General features: G+C 75.4%; 9 protein-coding genes. 1 reads left to right on the forward strand and 8 read right to left on the reverse strand.

All coding sequences use genetic code 11. The features are described 5' to 3' along the window. The first annotated feature begins 7 nt into the window (after positions 1 to 7). Positions 8 to 1,210, forward strand: a complete 1,203-nt coding sequence (fxlM, locus tag ACFXHB_RS13445) for a methyltransferase, FxLD system (protein ID WP_380574197.1) — start codon at positions 8 to 10, stop codon at positions 1,208 to 1,210. A gap of 176 nt (positions 1,211 to 1,386) precedes the next feature. Here the strand turns inward: fxlM and ACFXHB_RS13450 are convergent, their stop codons facing one another. The 8 genes from ACFXHB_RS13450 to ACFXHB_RS13485 all read right to left on the reverse strand — a co-directional run bounded on the left by ACFXHB_RS13450 (position 1,387) and on the right by ACFXHB_RS13485 (position 14,548). Then, positions 1,387 to 3,684, reverse strand: coding sequence for a lantibiotic dehydratase (locus tag ACFXHB_RS13450; protein ID WP_380574198.1), 2,298 nt, complete (start codon positions 3,682 to 3,684; stop codon positions 1,387 to 1,389). Positions 3,685 to 3,695: 11 nt separating this feature from the next. Beyond that, positions 3,696 to 3,956, reverse strand: coding sequence for a phosphopantetheine-binding protein (locus ACFXHB_RS13455; RefSeq protein WP_380574199.1), 261 nt, complete (start codon positions 3,954 to 3,956; stop codon positions 3,696 to 3,698). 58 nt (positions 3,957 to 4,014) lie between these two features. After that, a complete protein-coding gene (locus ACFXHB_RS13460) occupies positions 4,015 to 5,001 on the reverse strand; it encodes a threonine/serine dehydratase (protein ID WP_380574201.1) in 987 nt (328 codons plus the stop codon). Further along, positions 4,998 to 6,524: an amino acid adenylation domain-containing protein gene (locus ACFXHB_RS13465; protein WP_380574202.1), complete on the reverse strand. Its 1,527-nt coding sequence runs from the start codon at positions 6,522 to 6,524 to the stop codon at positions 4,998 to 5,000. Before ACFXHB_RS13465 ends, ACFXHB_RS13460 begins: the two co-directional genes overlap by 4 nt. Then, the gene (locus tag ACFXHB_RS13470) at positions 6,521 to 8,854 is read right to left on the reverse strand and encodes a lantibiotic dehydratase (protein WP_380574203.1); all 2,334 of its coding nucleotides are present in this window, start codon (positions 8,852 to 8,854) and stop codon (positions 6,521 to 6,523) included. The genes ACFXHB_RS13465 and ACFXHB_RS13470 overlap by 4 nt, the downstream gene beginning before the upstream one ends. Positions 8,855 to 8,963: 109 nt before the next feature. After that, positions 8,964 to 9,911: an ornithine carbamoyltransferase gene (locus ACFXHB_RS13475; protein ID WP_380574204.1), complete on the reverse strand. Its 948-nt coding sequence runs from the start codon at positions 9,909 to 9,911 to the stop codon at positions 8,964 to 8,966. 109 nt (positions 9,912 to 10,020) lie between these two features. Continuing rightward, positions 10,021 to 11,289, reverse strand: coding sequence for an aspartate aminotransferase family protein (locus ACFXHB_RS13480; RefSeq protein ID WP_380574205.1), 1,269 nt, complete (start codon positions 11,287 to 11,289; stop codon positions 10,021 to 10,023). 46 nt (positions 11,290 to 11,335) lie between these two features. Beyond that, positions 11,336 to 14,548 carry an amino acid adenylation domain-containing protein gene (locus tag ACFXHB_RS13485; protein ID WP_380574206.1) on the reverse strand — a complete coding sequence of 1,071 codons (3,213 nt, stop codon included), beginning with the start codon at positions 14,546 to 14,548 and terminating at the stop codon, positions 11,336 to 11,338. Between the last annotated feature and the right edge of the window lie 215 nt (positions 14,549 to 14,763).

A 14,763-nucleotide genomic window follows, 5' to 3' on the forward strand; every position in this document is an offset into this window, starting at 1 on the left:
GAGCACGATGAACACCGCAACACCCACCGCGCCCGAGGTCCTGCGCGAGCGCATGGTGGACGCCATCACCGCCACCCACCGGCTCACCCCCGCGGTCGAGGAGGCGATGCGGGCCGTCCCCCGGCACGAGTTCGTGCCCGACGCCACCCCCGAGAAGGCGTACGAGGACATCAGTGTCACGATCAAGGACAACCCCGCCGGGGGCCTGCCACTCAGCTGTGCCTCGGTGCCTTCGCTGGTCGCCGACATGTTGGTGCAGCTCGACGTGCACTCCGGTGACCGTGTGATCGAGATCGGAGCCGGGACCGGCTACAACGCGGCCCTGCTGGCCCGCTTGACCGGCCCGACCGGCTACGTCGCCACCGTGGACATCGACGTGGACGTGACCGCCCACGCCCGTCGGACCCTGGCCGCTACCGGTAATGGCGGCGTGGTCGTGATCACCGGCGACGGCTCGCTCGGCGCCCCCGCCCACGGTCCGGCAACCCGGATGATCGTCACGGTCGGCGCCTGGGACGTCCCCGAGGCCTGGTGGGACCAGCTCGCCACAGGCGGCCGGCTGGTCGTCCCGCTCCGCTGGCGGGGCACCACCTACTCGATCTCGTTCGTCCACCGAGGCAACCGGATGGTCTCGGACTCGATGGAGCTGTGCGGCTTCGTCCCGATGCTCGGCCAGGACGGCGAGCGCACCGGCACCATCGACAGCGACGGCCTGGTCTCCCTCTACTGGGACGCGGACCAGTCCATCGGCACCACCGCCCTCACGGGCGTCCTCGATCAGTCGCCCACCAAGGTCGGCTCCGGCGTGCTGGTCCGCGGCGACGAGTCGTTCGACGGGGTGTGGCTGCGGTTGGCCACCACCGACCCGGCCACCTGTCGCATCTCCGCCGAGAAGGCCGCCATCGACAGCGGCCTGATCAGGCCCGCCATCCCCAGCCGCAGCCCGGCCCTGGCCGAGGGTGACTCGCTGGCGTACTTCACGACCAGCCGCGTCGAGACCGAGGACGGGGCCCGCTGGGAGCTCGGCGCCACGGGCCACGGCCCGGTCGGGCCCCAGCTTGCCGACCGTCTGGCCGACGCCATCCGCGCCTGGGGAAAGGACCGCGAAGCCCGCCCGATCACGACGATCCACCTGGCCGCCACCCCTGACGAGAAGATCGACGGCTACGTCATCGACAAGCCCAGTATCCGGATGACCTTCGCCTACTGACGCCCTTGGGGTCGTCAGACTCCGCGGATGACCCAGCGATAAGGTCAGCCACGTGGCGCGGTGGTCGGTGTCGCCCCGGCAGGGGGTTACCCAGGCGACGGCCCGCCGACGCGACCGGGCCGGGCTCCTGGGGGAGCCCGGCCCGGGGTCGGTGGTGCGTCGGTGGTGCGGGTCGGTCAGTCGGTCACCGCGACGAGGCGCAGTTCGGAGGTGTAGCGCCGGCCCTGGTCGTCGGTGAGCCAGGCCTGTTCGGGCGTGGGGAACATCTCGGTGACGGTCAGGCGGGCGTCCGGGTCCTTGCGGGCCAGCCGGCGGGCGGCCTTGGCGAGGATGTTGACGTAGACCGGGCTGTCGAAGTCGACGAAGAACGGCCGCGGTTCGGTGGGGGAGACCACGAAGACGAAGCGGGGCAGCTCGTTCGCGTCCTGCCAGTGCCGGGCCCGGACGAACCGGCGCGGTTCGGTCTTCTCGTCCGCGAAGTCCAGCGCGGGCCCGGTGAAGCGCCAGGTCTCCCGGGCCACCACCATCTTGTCGATGGTGATCCGGGGGGAGTGGTCGGTCTCGGGCAGCAGCCGGAAGCGGTCCATCACCAGGGTGGTCAGCACGTGCGAGAAGACCTCGATGGCCGGGAACACGGCGCCGTCGGGCAGCACCACGACCAGCCGGCCGTCCCGCTGCTCCACCACGGTGTCGGCGCTCGGCGTGGTGCGCTCGCGGTGCGGGTCGGCCGTGTTGTCGAGCAGGGCGACCTGGTAGTCCTGCGGGCGGACCAAGGCGTGCCGGATCCGGGCGGAGAGCCGGGCCTTGTGCTCCTTCGGCAGCAGCGGCATCAGCCGGGGTGCCGGGTGGTCGCGGTCGGTCCGGTCGAACAGCTCGCCTGGGGCGGGGTGCTGGTTGACGAAGAGTTCGTTGCCGAGCGTGTTCGAGGCCAGGTGCAGTTCCCCCAGGGCGAGTTCGAACTCGCCGCGGTCGATCGCCGCGGTGTCCTCCGCCGCGATCATCATGTCCGGGCTGATGTACCGGGCGGCGGTCCAGCCCGCGGCTGTGGCGGGACCGAAGGCCTCCGCGACCCGGCCGGCGAGGTCGGCGGCCGCGACGTTGACCCGGCGCACCCCGTCCGAGGAGGGCAGGATCCGCTGCCAGTGGCCCTCGAACTCGGCCTGGAGCTCGGCGGCGTCGGCGCCCGCGGCGCCGTGCAGGACGGGCATGCAGGCGAACCAGAAGGTGGCGAGGTCCACCGGGCGGCCGGGGTCGGTCTCGGCGCGCAGCTTGGTGTACACCGCGGCGACGCGGTCGGCCACCCGGGTGGCCAGCGCGGCGGCGAGCCAGGCGGCACCGTCCATCAGCAGGTCGAGCGGGGCGAGGGCCGCCAGGACGTCGCTGCCGAGCGTCACCCGGGCCGCGCGGCGGCAGTCCTGGTAGACCACGGCGCGGCCGGGGGCCGTGCTGCCGCTCTTCTCCCGTTTGGCGGCCGCGTCGGTCACCCGCTGGAAGGTCTGCTCGACCTCGGTGAGGGCGGCCACCAGGCGGTCGGGGTCGTCCGCCGCGGCCCGGACGGCGTCGCGGGCGCGTTCCAGCTCGTCGAGCCGGGCCAGGGCGGCGGCGCGGACGGCCGGCTCGCCGATCCGTTCGATGCCGGCCCGGAGCCGGCGGTCGGGCCGGATGTCGGCGGGGACGTCGAACTGCCAGGTGATCCAGCGCAGCCGGACGAGTTCGTCGAGCAGCGCGGGGACGTCGACGTCGGGGCCGGTCTCCTGCTGGATGGCGTGCGCCGAGCGGGTGCCGTCGCAGAGCCGCAGCACCCCCAGGGTGTGCGCCGGTACCGGGCGCGCCGGGCGGCCGGGGAGGCGCACGGCGTCCTCCTCCAGTCGGACGAACGGCACCCGGCGGGGCGCCGTCCAGGCGCGCACCGCCGGATCGGCGCCGATCTCGCGGGCCAGCGCGTCCATCGACCAGCTGGACCAGAAGATCTCCGAGGAGGCGGTCAGCCCGGTGCCCGGGTCGACGGTGATGCCGGGCCGGGTGGTGTCGAAGGAGCCCCAGCCGACCGGGCCGAAGAAGCCGATGGTGTCGTTCTTGACGCAGAACCGCTGCCAGTAGTGGGCGACGAACTCCTCACGCTGGCGCTGCTTGAAGGTCCGGCCCTCGGTCGCGGGCGACCAGTTGAGGAACGGTCGGATCGCCGAGTCGAGCACACCGCGGTTCTGCCAGGCGACGGCGGCCCGGAACGACCCGGAGGCGGCGATCTCCTGCGCGTTCGCGGCGGCCTGCGCGGCGGCCTGCGCGAACTCCTCCTCGAAGGCCTGCCAGGCGGCCCCGGAGAGCTTGTCCCGGGCGCCGAACTTGTCCGCGGCCGCGCCCAGGCCCTCCGGCGCCAGCCGGAGCACCCCATCGGCCGGGAACCCCGGGCCGCGCACCGCGACCTGGTCCCACAGCCGCCACCGGCCGCTCAGGGAGACGGATTCCTCGTGCATGCCGGTGCCCCCTAGGCCGACGCGGAGGCGAGGGACAGGTCGTCGACGACGACCTCCGCGAGCTCCGCGGGGGACGGGTAGGTGAAGACCAGGGCGACGGCGATCTCGGCACCGACCAGCTCCTGGAGCCGGTCGACGATCTGGAAGGCGGCCAGCGAGTCGCCGCCCGCCTCGAAGAAGTCGCTGTCGGTGTCGAGGTTGTCGTCGCCGAGCGTCTCGCGGTAGAACCCGGTGATCCGCGCGGTGAGTTCGGCGGTGTCGATGGTGGTCATGGTCGGTCCTTCCGAAGGGGTGGATGAGCGGGAGAGAAGAGGGGGAGAGGAGGGGGGCTCAGCGCTTCGCGGCGGCGGCCAGCGCGGCGGCGGAGTTGCCGCCGGAGACGACGACCGCGGTGCGGCCGCGGCCGCCGGGCCGCAGGGCGCCGGAGCGCAGCGCGCCGGCGAGGGCGGCGGCGCCGCTGGGTTCGGCCGCGATGCCGGCGCGGTGCAGCAGGTCCATCGCGCGCAGCACCGCCGCGTCGTCGACACCGATCAGCTCGTCGACCCGGTCCCGGACGACGGGGAAGATCAGCTCGCCGGGCCGCTGCCCGCGCAGCCCGTCCGCGACCGTGTCGCTGGGCGGCAGCTCGACCGGTCGGCCGGCGGCGACCGAGCGGGCGTAGCGGCGGGCCTGTTCGGGCTCCACCCCGATGACGCGGACCGGCCGGGCCAGGCGGGCGGCCGCGAGGCAGACGCCGGCCAGCAGGCCGCCGCCGCCGACCGGGACGAAGATCGCGTCGAGGTCGGGGGCGTCCGCGAACACCTCCAGACCGACGGTGCCCTGTCCGGCGATCACGAGCTCGTGGTCGGAGGAGGGCACCAGCGCCGCCCCGGTGCGGGCGGCGAGCTCCTTGGCGTGGCGGTCGCGTTCGGCCACTCCGCCGGGCACCCGCAGGACCGCGCCGCCGAGCGCCCGGATCGCCAGCTCCTTGGCCTCGGCGGCACCGGCGGCCATCACCACGGTGACCCGGACGCCGAGGGCGCGGCCGAGGGTCGCCACCGCGATGCCGTGGTTGCCGGAGGAGCCGGCGACCACCTCGTCGGCGCCGAGCGCGAGCATCGCGTTGGCGGCGCCGCGTAGCTTGAACGAGCCGCTGTGCTGGAGGTGTTCGGCCTTGACGAGCAGGCCCGGCAGACCGGGCAGGCCGGACAGGGACTCGGGGCGCAGCAGCGGGGTGTGCCGCACGTGCGGGGCGATCCGCTCGGCGGCGGCGAGGACGTCGGCCGGTCCGACCGGGGTGTCCGCGGTCGTCGCGAGGCGGGTGTCGGCGGCCGTCACGCGACGGCCTCCGGCACGGGCGCGCGCAGGGCGCGGCGGTCGGTCTTGCCGCTGTGCGTCACGGGCAGCCGCTCCAGCCGGGTGAAGCGCCGGGGCATCATGTGCGGCGGCAGGGTGCGCGCGAGGTGCGCGCGCAGCCCGGCGTCGGTGGTGCCGTCGAGCGGGCCGGTGACGTGGGCGTCGAGCCAGGTGCGGCCCCGGTCGTCGGTCTCGGCGGTGACCACGGCGCCGGTGATGTCGGGGTGGGTGAGCAGCGCGCCCTCGATCTCGGCCGGGTCCACCCGGTGGCCGCGGATCTTGATCTGCCGGTCCGCCCGGCCGAGGTAGTCGAGGGTCCCGTCGGGGCTGCGCCGGGCGAGGTCGCCGGTGCGGTAGAGCCGGCTGCCGGGCGGGCCGTAGGGGTCGGGCGGGAAGCGCTCGGCGGTCAGTGCGGGCAGGCCGCCGTAGCCGCGGGCCAGGCCGGTGCCGCCGATGTGCACCTCGCCGACCTGCCCGTCCGGGACGAGGTGCCCCCGCGGGTCGAGCAGTCGTACGGCGGTGCCGTCGATCGGGGTGCCGACGGTGTCGGTGGCGGTGTCCGGAGCGGTCGGCACCTCGTACCGGGTGGAGGTCATGGTGCACTCGGTGGGGCCGTATTGGTTGACCAGCCGGCCGCCGATCAGGGCGCGGCCGCCGGCGGCGAGGAAGGGACGCAGGGACTCGCCGCTGGAGCAGAGCAGGCGCAGGGTGCGCAACCGCTCGGCCGCGCGCGGGTGCTGGGAGAGGAAGGTGAGGAAGGAGGGGGTGGTGCTGAGGACGGTGTCGACGCCGTATGCGGCGACGGTGTCGGCGAAGGCGTCGGCGCGCATCAGCCGCGAGCGCTCGACCAGGACGACGGCCCCGCCGGCGGCGAGCGGTGCGAAGGTGTCCCGGATGGACGCGTCGTAGCCGGGCGGGGCGAGTTGGAGGGTCACGGTGCCGGGGCCGAGTCCGTTGTCGTGGGCGACGGCGCGCAGGTAGGTGTCCAGGCCGCCGTGTTCGATCAGGACGGGGTTGGGCGTGCCGGTCGAGCCGGAGGTGTGGCTGACGTAGGCGAGCGAGCGCGGGTGCGGGGCGGGGAACGCGGGGGCCGGGGGCGCCGCCTCGGGCAGCCGGTCGAGCAGGACGACGGGCGCGTCGACCAGCGGGCCGAGGCGGCCGGCCAGGGCGGCGGTGGTGAGCAGGTGCGCGGCCCGGCCGCCGGCGGCCAGCGCGGCGAGCCGGCCGTCGGGCAGCTCGGTGTCCAGGGCGAGGAAGGCCGCGCCGGTGCGGACGACCGCGGCGGTCGCGACCACGGCGTCCGGGCCGGGGGGCAGCGCCAGCGCGCAGACCCGCTCCGGGCCGAGGCCGTGGGCGGCGAGGTGGGCGGCCAGCCGGTCGATCCGGGCGGCGAGTTCGCCGTAGCCGACCGCGCCGTCGGCGGTCAGCAGGGCGGGGGCGTGCGGCGCGCGGTCGGCGTGGGCGCGGATGGCGTCGACGAAGGTGGCCCCGGCGGGGACGCTCATGCCGGTTCCTCCGTCACGGTCGTCCGGTCGACGGCGACCAGGCGCAGTTCGGAGGTGTAGCGCCGGCCCTGGTCGTCGGTGAGCCAGGCCTGTTCCGGCGTGGGGAGCATCTCGCTGACGGTCAGCCGGGCGTCCGGGTCCTTGCGGGCCAGCCGGCGGGCGGCCTTGGCGAGGATGGTGACGTAGACCGGGCTGTCGAAGTCGACGAAGAACGGCCGCGGTTCGGTGGGGGAGACCACGAAGACGAAGCGGGGCAGCTCGTGCTCGTCCCGCCACTGCCGGGCCCGGACGAACCGCCGGGCCTCGGTCTTCTCGTCCGCGAAGTCCAGGGCGGCGCCGGCGAACCGCCAGGTCTCCCGGGCCACCACGGTGGAGTCGATGGTGATCCGGGGCGAGTGGTCGCCGTCCGAGCGCAGGTTGAAGCGGTCCATCACGCGGTTGGTGAGCGCGTGGCAGAACACGTCGAGCAGGTCGAAGACCGAGCCGTCGGGCAGCACGGCGGACAGGACGCCGTCGCGCTCCTCGACCAGGACGTCGCCGGAGCGGGCGGTGCGCGGGCGGTGCGGGTCGGCGGTGTGGTCGGTCAGGGCGACGTAGTGGTCCTGCGGCCGTTCGAGCGCCTGCCGGCTGCGGGCGGACCACTTGAGCGGCAGCTCCTTGGGCAGCATCGGGAGCAGGCGCGGACCGGGGAAGTCGCGGCTGGTCTCGTCGATCAGCCGGTCGCGGTCGGGGTGCTGGTGGACGAAGAGGGACTGGCCGAGGGTGTTCATCGCGACGTGCAGTTCGCCGATGACGAGCTCGAACTCGCCGCGTTCGACGGCGTCGAGGTCCTCGGCGATGATCATCAGGTCGGGGCTGATGTACCGGCTCAGCGACCAGCCCCGGCCCTCCTCCGGGAAGGCCTCGTGGACCTGCTCGGCGATGTCGGCGGAGGCGAGGGTGACCCGCCGGGCGCCGGCCGGCGCGTCGATGATCTTCCGCCAGCGTTCGCGCAGCTCGGCCTGGATCCGGTCGGCGTCGGCGATCGACTCCGGGTGCGGGGCGGGCAGGCAGGCGAACCAGAGCGAGCCGAGGTCCACCGGGCCGCCGCTCCGCTCGCGCAGGGCCAGGTAGGCGGCGCGGATGCGGGCGCCGACGGACTGCGCGTACCGGTTGGTCAGCCAGCGGGCGGCGGTCATGCAGAGCTCCAGCGGGGCGAGCTGTTCCAGGACGGCGGTGCCCACCGTGGCGGTGGCGGACCGGCGGGTGTCGGAGTAGACCAGGGCGCGGTTGGGCGCCGTCCGCGCGCCTTTCTCCCGGACCGCCGCGACCTCGGTGATCGCCGCGAAGTCGGCCTCCAGCGCGCCGAGCGCGGCGGTCAGCTCCTCGGGGTCGGTACCGGCCCGCTGCACCCGGTCGCGGCCCTGTTCGAGCACCGCCAGCTTGGCCAGCGCGGGGTCGCGCACCTCGGCGTCGCCGATCCGGTCGAGCATCGCCCGCAGTTCCTGCTCGGGGTAGGTGCCGGCGGGCACGTCGAGCCGCCACAGCACCAGCCGGCGGGCGACCAGCCACTCCAGGGCGGCGGTGACCTCCGCGGCGGGCAGCGGCCGGCCCAGCTCCCGGCCGGCCAGCTCGCCGACCTCGGCCGGGGTCCGGCGGCCGTCGCAGAACCGGAAGACGGTGAGCGCGGGCTCGGGGGCCGGCTGCGGCGGGCGGCCGGGCAGGTGCACCGTCCCCTCGCCCGCCCGGACGAACGGCACCGGTCGCGGCGGCGTCCAGTCCCGGACCCGGGGGTCGCGGTCGAGGGCCTTGGCCAGCGCGTCCATGGACCAACTGGAGAAGTACACCCGGGAGTCGGCGACCAGTCCGGTGCCGGGGTGGACCTCGACGCCGCGCCGGGCGGTGTCGAAGGTGCCCCAACCGACCGGGCCGAAGAAGCCGATGGTGTCGTTCTTGACGCAGAACCGCTGCCAGTAGTGGGCGACCAGTTCCTCGCGCTGGCGCGGCATGCTGGTGCGGCCCTCGGCGGACGGTGTCCAGTCGAGGAAGGACTTGATGCCGGTGCCGAGCACCGCGCGGTTCTGCCAGGCCACCGCGGCCCGGAACGGTCCCGAGGCGGCGATCTCCTGGAGGTCCCGCGCGGTCTGCACGGCGGCGGCGGTGAACGCCTCCTCGAAGGCCTCCCAGTCCGGCCCCGCCGGTGCCTCCCCGGCGGTGAACTTGTCGGCGGCCGCGGCCAGGCCCTCCGGCGCCAGCCGGAGCACCCCGGCGGCGGGGAAGCCCGGCCCGCGGAGCGCGAAGTGCGGCCACAGGCGCCACCCACCGCCGGGCATTCGTATGGTCTCGGACATTGCTGAACTACCTCCCTGGGAAATGTGCGCCGGGTCGTCCGCCGATGGCCGGCCGACCGTCGGGCCCGTTCGGCCGTCGGGCCTGCTCGGCCGTCGGCCCGTGTGGTCGTCAGGCCTGTGCGGCCGGGATGCCGCCGAGGCACCACTCCAGGACCGCGCGGGCGCTGTGGTACTTGTTCTCGGCCTGCTGGAACGCGATGCTCGTCGGGCCGTCCAGCACCTCGGCGGTCACCTCGTCGCCGCGGTGCGCGGGCAGGTCGTGCATGAAGACGGCGCCGGGGCAGGCCGCGAGCACCGAGGCGTCCACCCGGAACGGCTCGAAGTCGCGGCGCCAGTCCGGGTCGGCCTTGGCCGTGCCGGTGGTCTGCCAGCGCGTGGTGTAGACGATGTCGGCCTCCGGCAGGTCGGCCATGTCGTGCCGCTCCTCGACCAGGGCGCCGGACTCCTTGGCGAGGGTGCGGGCGCGGTCGAGGTAGACCGGGTCGAGCCCGTAGCCGGCCGGGGTCCGCAGGTGCAGCTCGGTGCCGGGGAACCGGGCGAGCGCGAGGGCGAGCGCGGAGGCGGTGTTGTTGCCCTCGCCGGTGTAGAGCACCTGCAGGCCCTCGATCCGCCCGAAGTGGCCCAGCATGGTGGTGAGGTCGGTGAGGGCCTGGGTGGGGTGTTCGGCGGCGCTCATCGCGTTGACGACGGACATCCGCTGCTGGGCCGCGTAGGCGCGCAGCTCCTCGGTGCTGCCGGCGGTGCGTGCCACCAGGACGTCGAGCATCCGGGACAGCACGTCGCCGGTGTCCTCGGCGGTCTCGCCGGTGTTCTCCTGGAGGTCGTCGGGGCCGTAGGTGATCAGCCGCGCGCCGAGCCGCAGCGCGCCCGCGGAGAACGCCGTCCGGGTGCGGGTGGACGTCTTGCGGAACAGGACGCCGACGACGGCGTCGTCGAGCGGGCGGGCGCTCTCGCACTCCCCGGCGGCGTACTGGGCGCCGCGGTAGGCGATCCAGCGCAGTTCGCGGTCGGTGAGGTCGTCGATCGAGACCAGGTGGCGGCGGGGCGGGCGGGGCATCAGGGTTCCTCCTCGGGCGGCGGTGCGGCGGGGCGGTAGGACAGCCGTGCGACGGCAGGCGGGGGCGGGGGCGGTGACGGGCGGGTGACGGGTGGTGGGTGACGGGCCGTCAGCCGGCGCGCAGGGCGTCGCGCAGGATGCCGAGGCCCTCGTCGAGCAGCTCCGGCACGATGGTCAGCGGGGGCATCACCTTGAGGACCTCGTCGTGCCGCCCGCAGCGCTCGACGATCAGGCCGTGGTCGAAGGCGTACCGCTGGACGCGCTCGGCCCGGTCGGGGCCGCCGGCCCGGGCGGTGTCGATGCCGAGCACCATGCCCCGGCCGCGCAGCACCAGCTCCGGGTCGAGCGTGCCGAGCTCCGCCCGGAACCGGTCGAGCCGGGCCGAGTTCTGCCGGAGGCCGGTCAGGAACGCCTCCTGCTGCCAGAGTTCGCACGCGGCGGTGGCCGCGACGAAGGCCAGCTGGTTGCCGCGGAAGGTGCCGGTGTGCTCGCCGGGCTGCCACAGGTCGAGCTCGCGGCGGAACAGCGTGAGCGAGAGCGGCAGCCCGTAGCCGCTCAGCGACTTGGAGACGGTGACGATGTCCGGCACGATCCCGGACTCCTCGAAGCCGAAGAAGGTGCCGGTGCGGCCGCAGCCGGACTGGATCTCGTCCAGGACCAGCAGCACGCCGTACCGCTCGGTGACCGCGCGCAGACGGCGCAGCCACTCCGGGCCGGCCGGGTAGACGCCGCCCTCCATCTGGATCGGCTCGACGACGACGGCGGCCGGCGGCTCGGTGCCGGAGGACGGGTCGGCCCAGAGCCGATCGATCAGGTCGATCGAGTCGAACGGGCCCAGCGGGCCGTCCTCGAAGGGCACGAAGGTGACGTCGCCGCCGGCGACCCCGCCGGCCCGGCGGGCGCGCCGGCTGCCGGTGATCTCCAGCGAGCCGCGCGACATGCCGTGGTAGCCGCCGGTGAAGGCGGTCAGCCCGGTGCGGCCGGTGGCCCGGCGGGCCAGCTTGAGGGCGGCCTCCACCGCGTCGGTGCCGGTCGGGCCGGTGAACTGGACCTTGAAGTCGAGCCCGCGCGGCTGCAGGACGACCTCGTTGAACCGGGTGAGGAACTCCCGCTTCGCGACGGTGTGCATGTCCAGGCCGTGCATGACGCCGTCGGCGGCGAGGTAGTCCAGCACGCGCTGCTTGACCGCGTCGTTGTTGTGGCCGTAGTTGAGGCTGCCGGCGCCGCAGAAGAAGTCGATGAAGGCGCGGCCGTCGTCGGTGTGCAGCAGCGCGCCCTTGGCACGCTCGAACACCACGGGGAAGGTGCGGCAGTACATCCGCACCTCGGATTCGAGCTTCTCGAAGACGGAGGTGTCGGTGGTGATGGCGGTGGTCATGGCGCTTCCTTGGGGCGAGGAGGGCAGGGAGGTCGGTGCGGGGCGGTCAGCGGCCGGCGGTCGCGCGGTCGCCGCGCGGGCGGGCGGTCAGCCGGGGCAGCGGGCCGGCGGCGGCCTGCCGGGGGTAGTCGTCCAGGGCCGCGGCGAGGGCGGCGACGGTGGGGTGGTCGAAGAGCGCCCGCACCGGCACGTCCACCCCGAGGGCGGCCCGCAGCCGAACCGACACCCGGGTGGCGAGCAGCGAGTGCCCGCCGAGCCGGAAGAAGTCGTCGTGGGCGCCGATCCCGGTGGCGCCGAGGACCTCCTCCCAGACCGCGGCCACCGCCCGCTCCTGCGGGGTGCGCGGGGCGGCGGAGGCGGGGGCGGCCGTCCGGGGTTCCGGCACCGGCAGCGCGTGCCGGTCGACCTTCCCGCTGACCGCCGTCGGGATCGCGTCCAGCAGGACGAACGCGGCCGGGACGAGGTGCTGCGGCAGCGAGTCGAGCAGCGCGGTGCGCAGTTCCTCGGCGGTGGGCGGCCGTTCGGCGTCCTCCGCGACCAGGTACGCGGTGAGCTGTCGGCCGCCCGCGCCGTCCGGGGTCGGGTGGACGACGGCGGCGCGCACACCGTCCAGGGCGAGCAGCGCGGCCTCGATCTCGCCGGGTTCGATCCGGTGGCCGCGGATCTTCACCTGGTGGTCGCTGCGGCCGAGGATCTCCAGCGAGCCGTCCGGGCGGAGCCGGCCGAGGTCGCCGGTGGTGTAGAGCCGGCCGCCCGGGGTGGTGGCGTGCGGGTCGGGGAGGAAGACGCCGGCGGTCTGGCCGGGCCGCCCCCGGTAGCCCCAGGCGAGGCCGTCGCCGCCGATGCAGACCTGCCCGGTGCCGCCCTCGGCCACCGGCTCCAGCCGGTCGTCGAGCACCCGCACGGTGGTGTTGTCCACCGCGGCCCAGGTCAGTACCTGCCCGTCGGTGCCGTGGCGGGCGACGCTCGTCCAGATGGTGGCCTCGGTGGGCCCGTAGAGGTCCCACACCGGGGCACCGCCGGCGGCGAGCGTCGCGGCCAGTTCGGTGTGCAGCTTCTCGCCGCCGGAGAGCACGGTGAGGCCGGGACCGGGGGTCCAGCCGGTGTCGGTCAGCATCCGCAGCATGGACGGGGTGGCCTGGACGACGTGCGGCCGGGCCTCGTCCATCAGCCGGATCAGCCGCTCCGGGTCGCGGGCCTGCTCGGTGTCGGCCAGCACCAGGCGGGCGCCGGTCAGCAGCGGCAGGCACAGTTCCAGCATCGAGGGGTCGAACGAGGCGGTGGTCAGGCCGAGGACGGTGGCGGCCGGCGGCAGTTCCAGCCGGGCGGCCATCGAGTGGAGGAAGTTGGTCAGTGCCCGGTGCGGGATCTGCACGCCCTTGGGCATGCCGGTCGAGCCGGAGGTGTGGAAGACGTAGGCGAGGTCGTCCGGCCCGGTGGTCCGGTCGAGCCGGTCGAGCCGGTCGAGCCGGTCCGTCGGGCCGGCCGGGGGCTCGTCGCCGTCGAGCAGCAGGGTCGTCGCGGCCGTCCCGGTGAGCCGGTCGGCCAGCGGGCCGGTGGTGACCACCACCGCGGCGCCGGTGTCCGCGACCAGGTAGCCGACCCGCTTCACCGGGTGCATCGGGTCGAGCGGGACGTAGACGCCGTCCGCCTTGAGGACGGCGAGCAGGGCGGTGAGCAGGCCGGTGCCGCGCTCCAGCAGTACGCCGACCCGCATGCCGCGCGCCACGCCGAGGCCGCGCAGCCGGTGCGCCAGCCGGTCGGCCCGGGCGTCGAGTTCGGCGTAGCTCAGCCCGCCGTCCGTGGAGCGGACGGCGGGGGCGTCCGGGGTGGCGCGCGCCTGCCGCTCGAACAGGTCGGTGACGGTCGGGGGGAGCACAGCGCGGGCGGGGCCGAGGCCCAGCGCGAGCCGGCGGCGGCGCTCGCCGGAGGGGAGCGGGGCCAGCTGGGCGGTGGCGAGCGCCAGCGGCTCGTCGGGCGCCGCGAGGACGGCGCGCAGCAGCCGGACGTAGTCCTCGGTGAGGCGGGCCGCCGTCTCCGGGGCGAACAGCGCGGTGGCGTACTGCAGGCGCAGGCCCAGGCTGCCGTCGGGGCGGCCGAGCAGGTCCAGCGCCAGGTCGAACGGCGTCCCGGCGACGGGGGTGGGCACCAGCTCCACCTCCAGCCCGGGCAGCGCGGGCGGTTCGGCCTGCGCGTCGAGGGTCAGGAAGGAGACCTGGAAGAGCGGGTTGCGGCTGAGGTCGCGGGCCGGGGCCAGCTCGGTGACCACGCGCTCGAACGGCGTCTCGGCGTGCGTGAGGCCGGCGAGGGAGGTGCCCCGGACCCGGTCCACCAGCTCGGCGAAGCTCGGCCGGCCCGACAGGTCGGCGCGCAGCACCACGGTGTTGACGAACGGTCCGACGAGCTCCCGGGTGACGGCCTGGCCGCGGCCGGCGACCGGGGTGCCGACGGCGAAGTCACGCTGCCCGCTGTACCGGCCGAGCTGGGCCTGGAAGGCCGCCAGCAGCACCATGAACCGGGTGGCGCGCCGGGACCGGGCCAGCCGGTCGGCCCGGGCCACCAGGTCCGCCGGGAGGGTGAACCGGGCCACCGCGGCGGCGCCGTCCCACTCGGCGGGCCGGGCGCGGTCGGTGGGCAGCTCCAGGGGCGGCAGGCCGGCCAGCCGGGAGCCCCAGTAGCCGAGCTGGCGGGCGAGCCGGGGGCCGGTGGTCCGCTCCTGCTGGCGGGCCGCGAAGTCGGCGTACTGCTCGGGGAGTTCCGGCAGCTCCGCGGGGTCGCCGGCGGCCGCCGCCCGGTAGGCCGCCGCCAGGTCCCGGGTGAAGATGTTCCACGAGGAGAAGTCGAAGGCGATGTGGTGCACCACGACGACCAGCAGGTGGTCGTCGGCCGCCAGCCGCGCCAGGGTGGCGTGCAGCGGCGGCGCGCTCGCCAGCTCGACCGGCCGGCCCAGCACCCGGTCGAGGACCGCGGTGATGCCGGCCTCGCCGGGGGCGGGCGCCTCGACGGTCTCCAGCGGGACCTCGACGGCCCGCACCGCCCGGGCCACCGGCTCGCCGTCGGCGGCCGTGTACCGGGTGCGCAGCACCTCGTGCCGCGCGACCACGGCGGTCAGCGCGGCGCCGAGGGCGGCGGCGTCGACGCCGCCGCGCAGGCGCAGGGCCAGCGGCAGCAGATGATCCGCCGTGCCGGGCCGCAGCTGGTCGAGGAACCACAGCCGCTGCTGCGAGAAGGATGTCGTCCGGACGTCACCGCGGTCCACCGGCTCACCTCCAAGGGGTAGTCGATCCGTCGCGCGCCCCGGGTGGTCGGGGCACAACCGGAGCTTGCCGGTCGTGTGCGGCGGGGCAGTAGGGAAGGAGCGGCAGCGCGGGACGCCGCTTTTGCTGCGTCAATGTCTCTGGTCGGCCGCCGGGCCGGCGGCGGGCCGGTGACCGGTGGGCGGCGGGCCGGCGGCGGTCGGCGGGGGCCTCGGCC

The sequence above is a fragment of the Kitasatospora sp. NPDC059327 genome, assembly GCF_042752535.1.
GTDB lineage: Bacteria > Actinomycetota > Actinomycetes > Streptomycetales > Streptomycetaceae > Kitasatospora.

What these genes read in the sequence shown, in the direction of transcription:
- fxlM (WP_380574197.1), top strand. Translation starts at nt 8, where the DNA reads ATGAACACCGCAACACCCACCGCGCCCGAGGTCCTGCGCGAGCGCATG.
- ACFXHB_RS13450 (WP_380574198.1), bottom strand. Translation starts at nt 3,684, where the DNA reads ATGCACGAGGAATCCGTCTCCCTGAGCGGCCGGTGGCGGCTGTGGGAC.
- ACFXHB_RS13455 (WP_380574199.1), bottom strand. Translation starts at nt 3,956, where the DNA reads ATGACCACCATCGACACCGCCGAACTCACCGCGCGGATCACCGGGTTC.
- ACFXHB_RS13465 (WP_380574202.1), bottom strand. Translation starts at nt 6,524, where the DNA reads ATGAGCGTCCCCGCCGGGGCCACCTTCGTCGACGCCATCCGCGCCCAC.
- ACFXHB_RS13470 (WP_380574203.1), bottom strand. Translation starts at nt 8,854, where the DNA reads ATGTCCGAGACCATACGAATGCCCGGCGGTGGGTGGCGCCTGTGGCCG.
- ACFXHB_RS13475 (WP_380574204.1), bottom strand. Translation starts at nt 9,911, where the DNA reads ATGCCCCGCCCGCCCCGCCGCCACCTGGTCTCGATCGACGACCTCACC.
- ACFXHB_RS13480 (WP_380574205.1), bottom strand. Translation starts at nt 11,289, where the DNA reads ATGACCACCGCCATCACCACCGACACCTCCGTCTTCGAGAAGCTCGAA.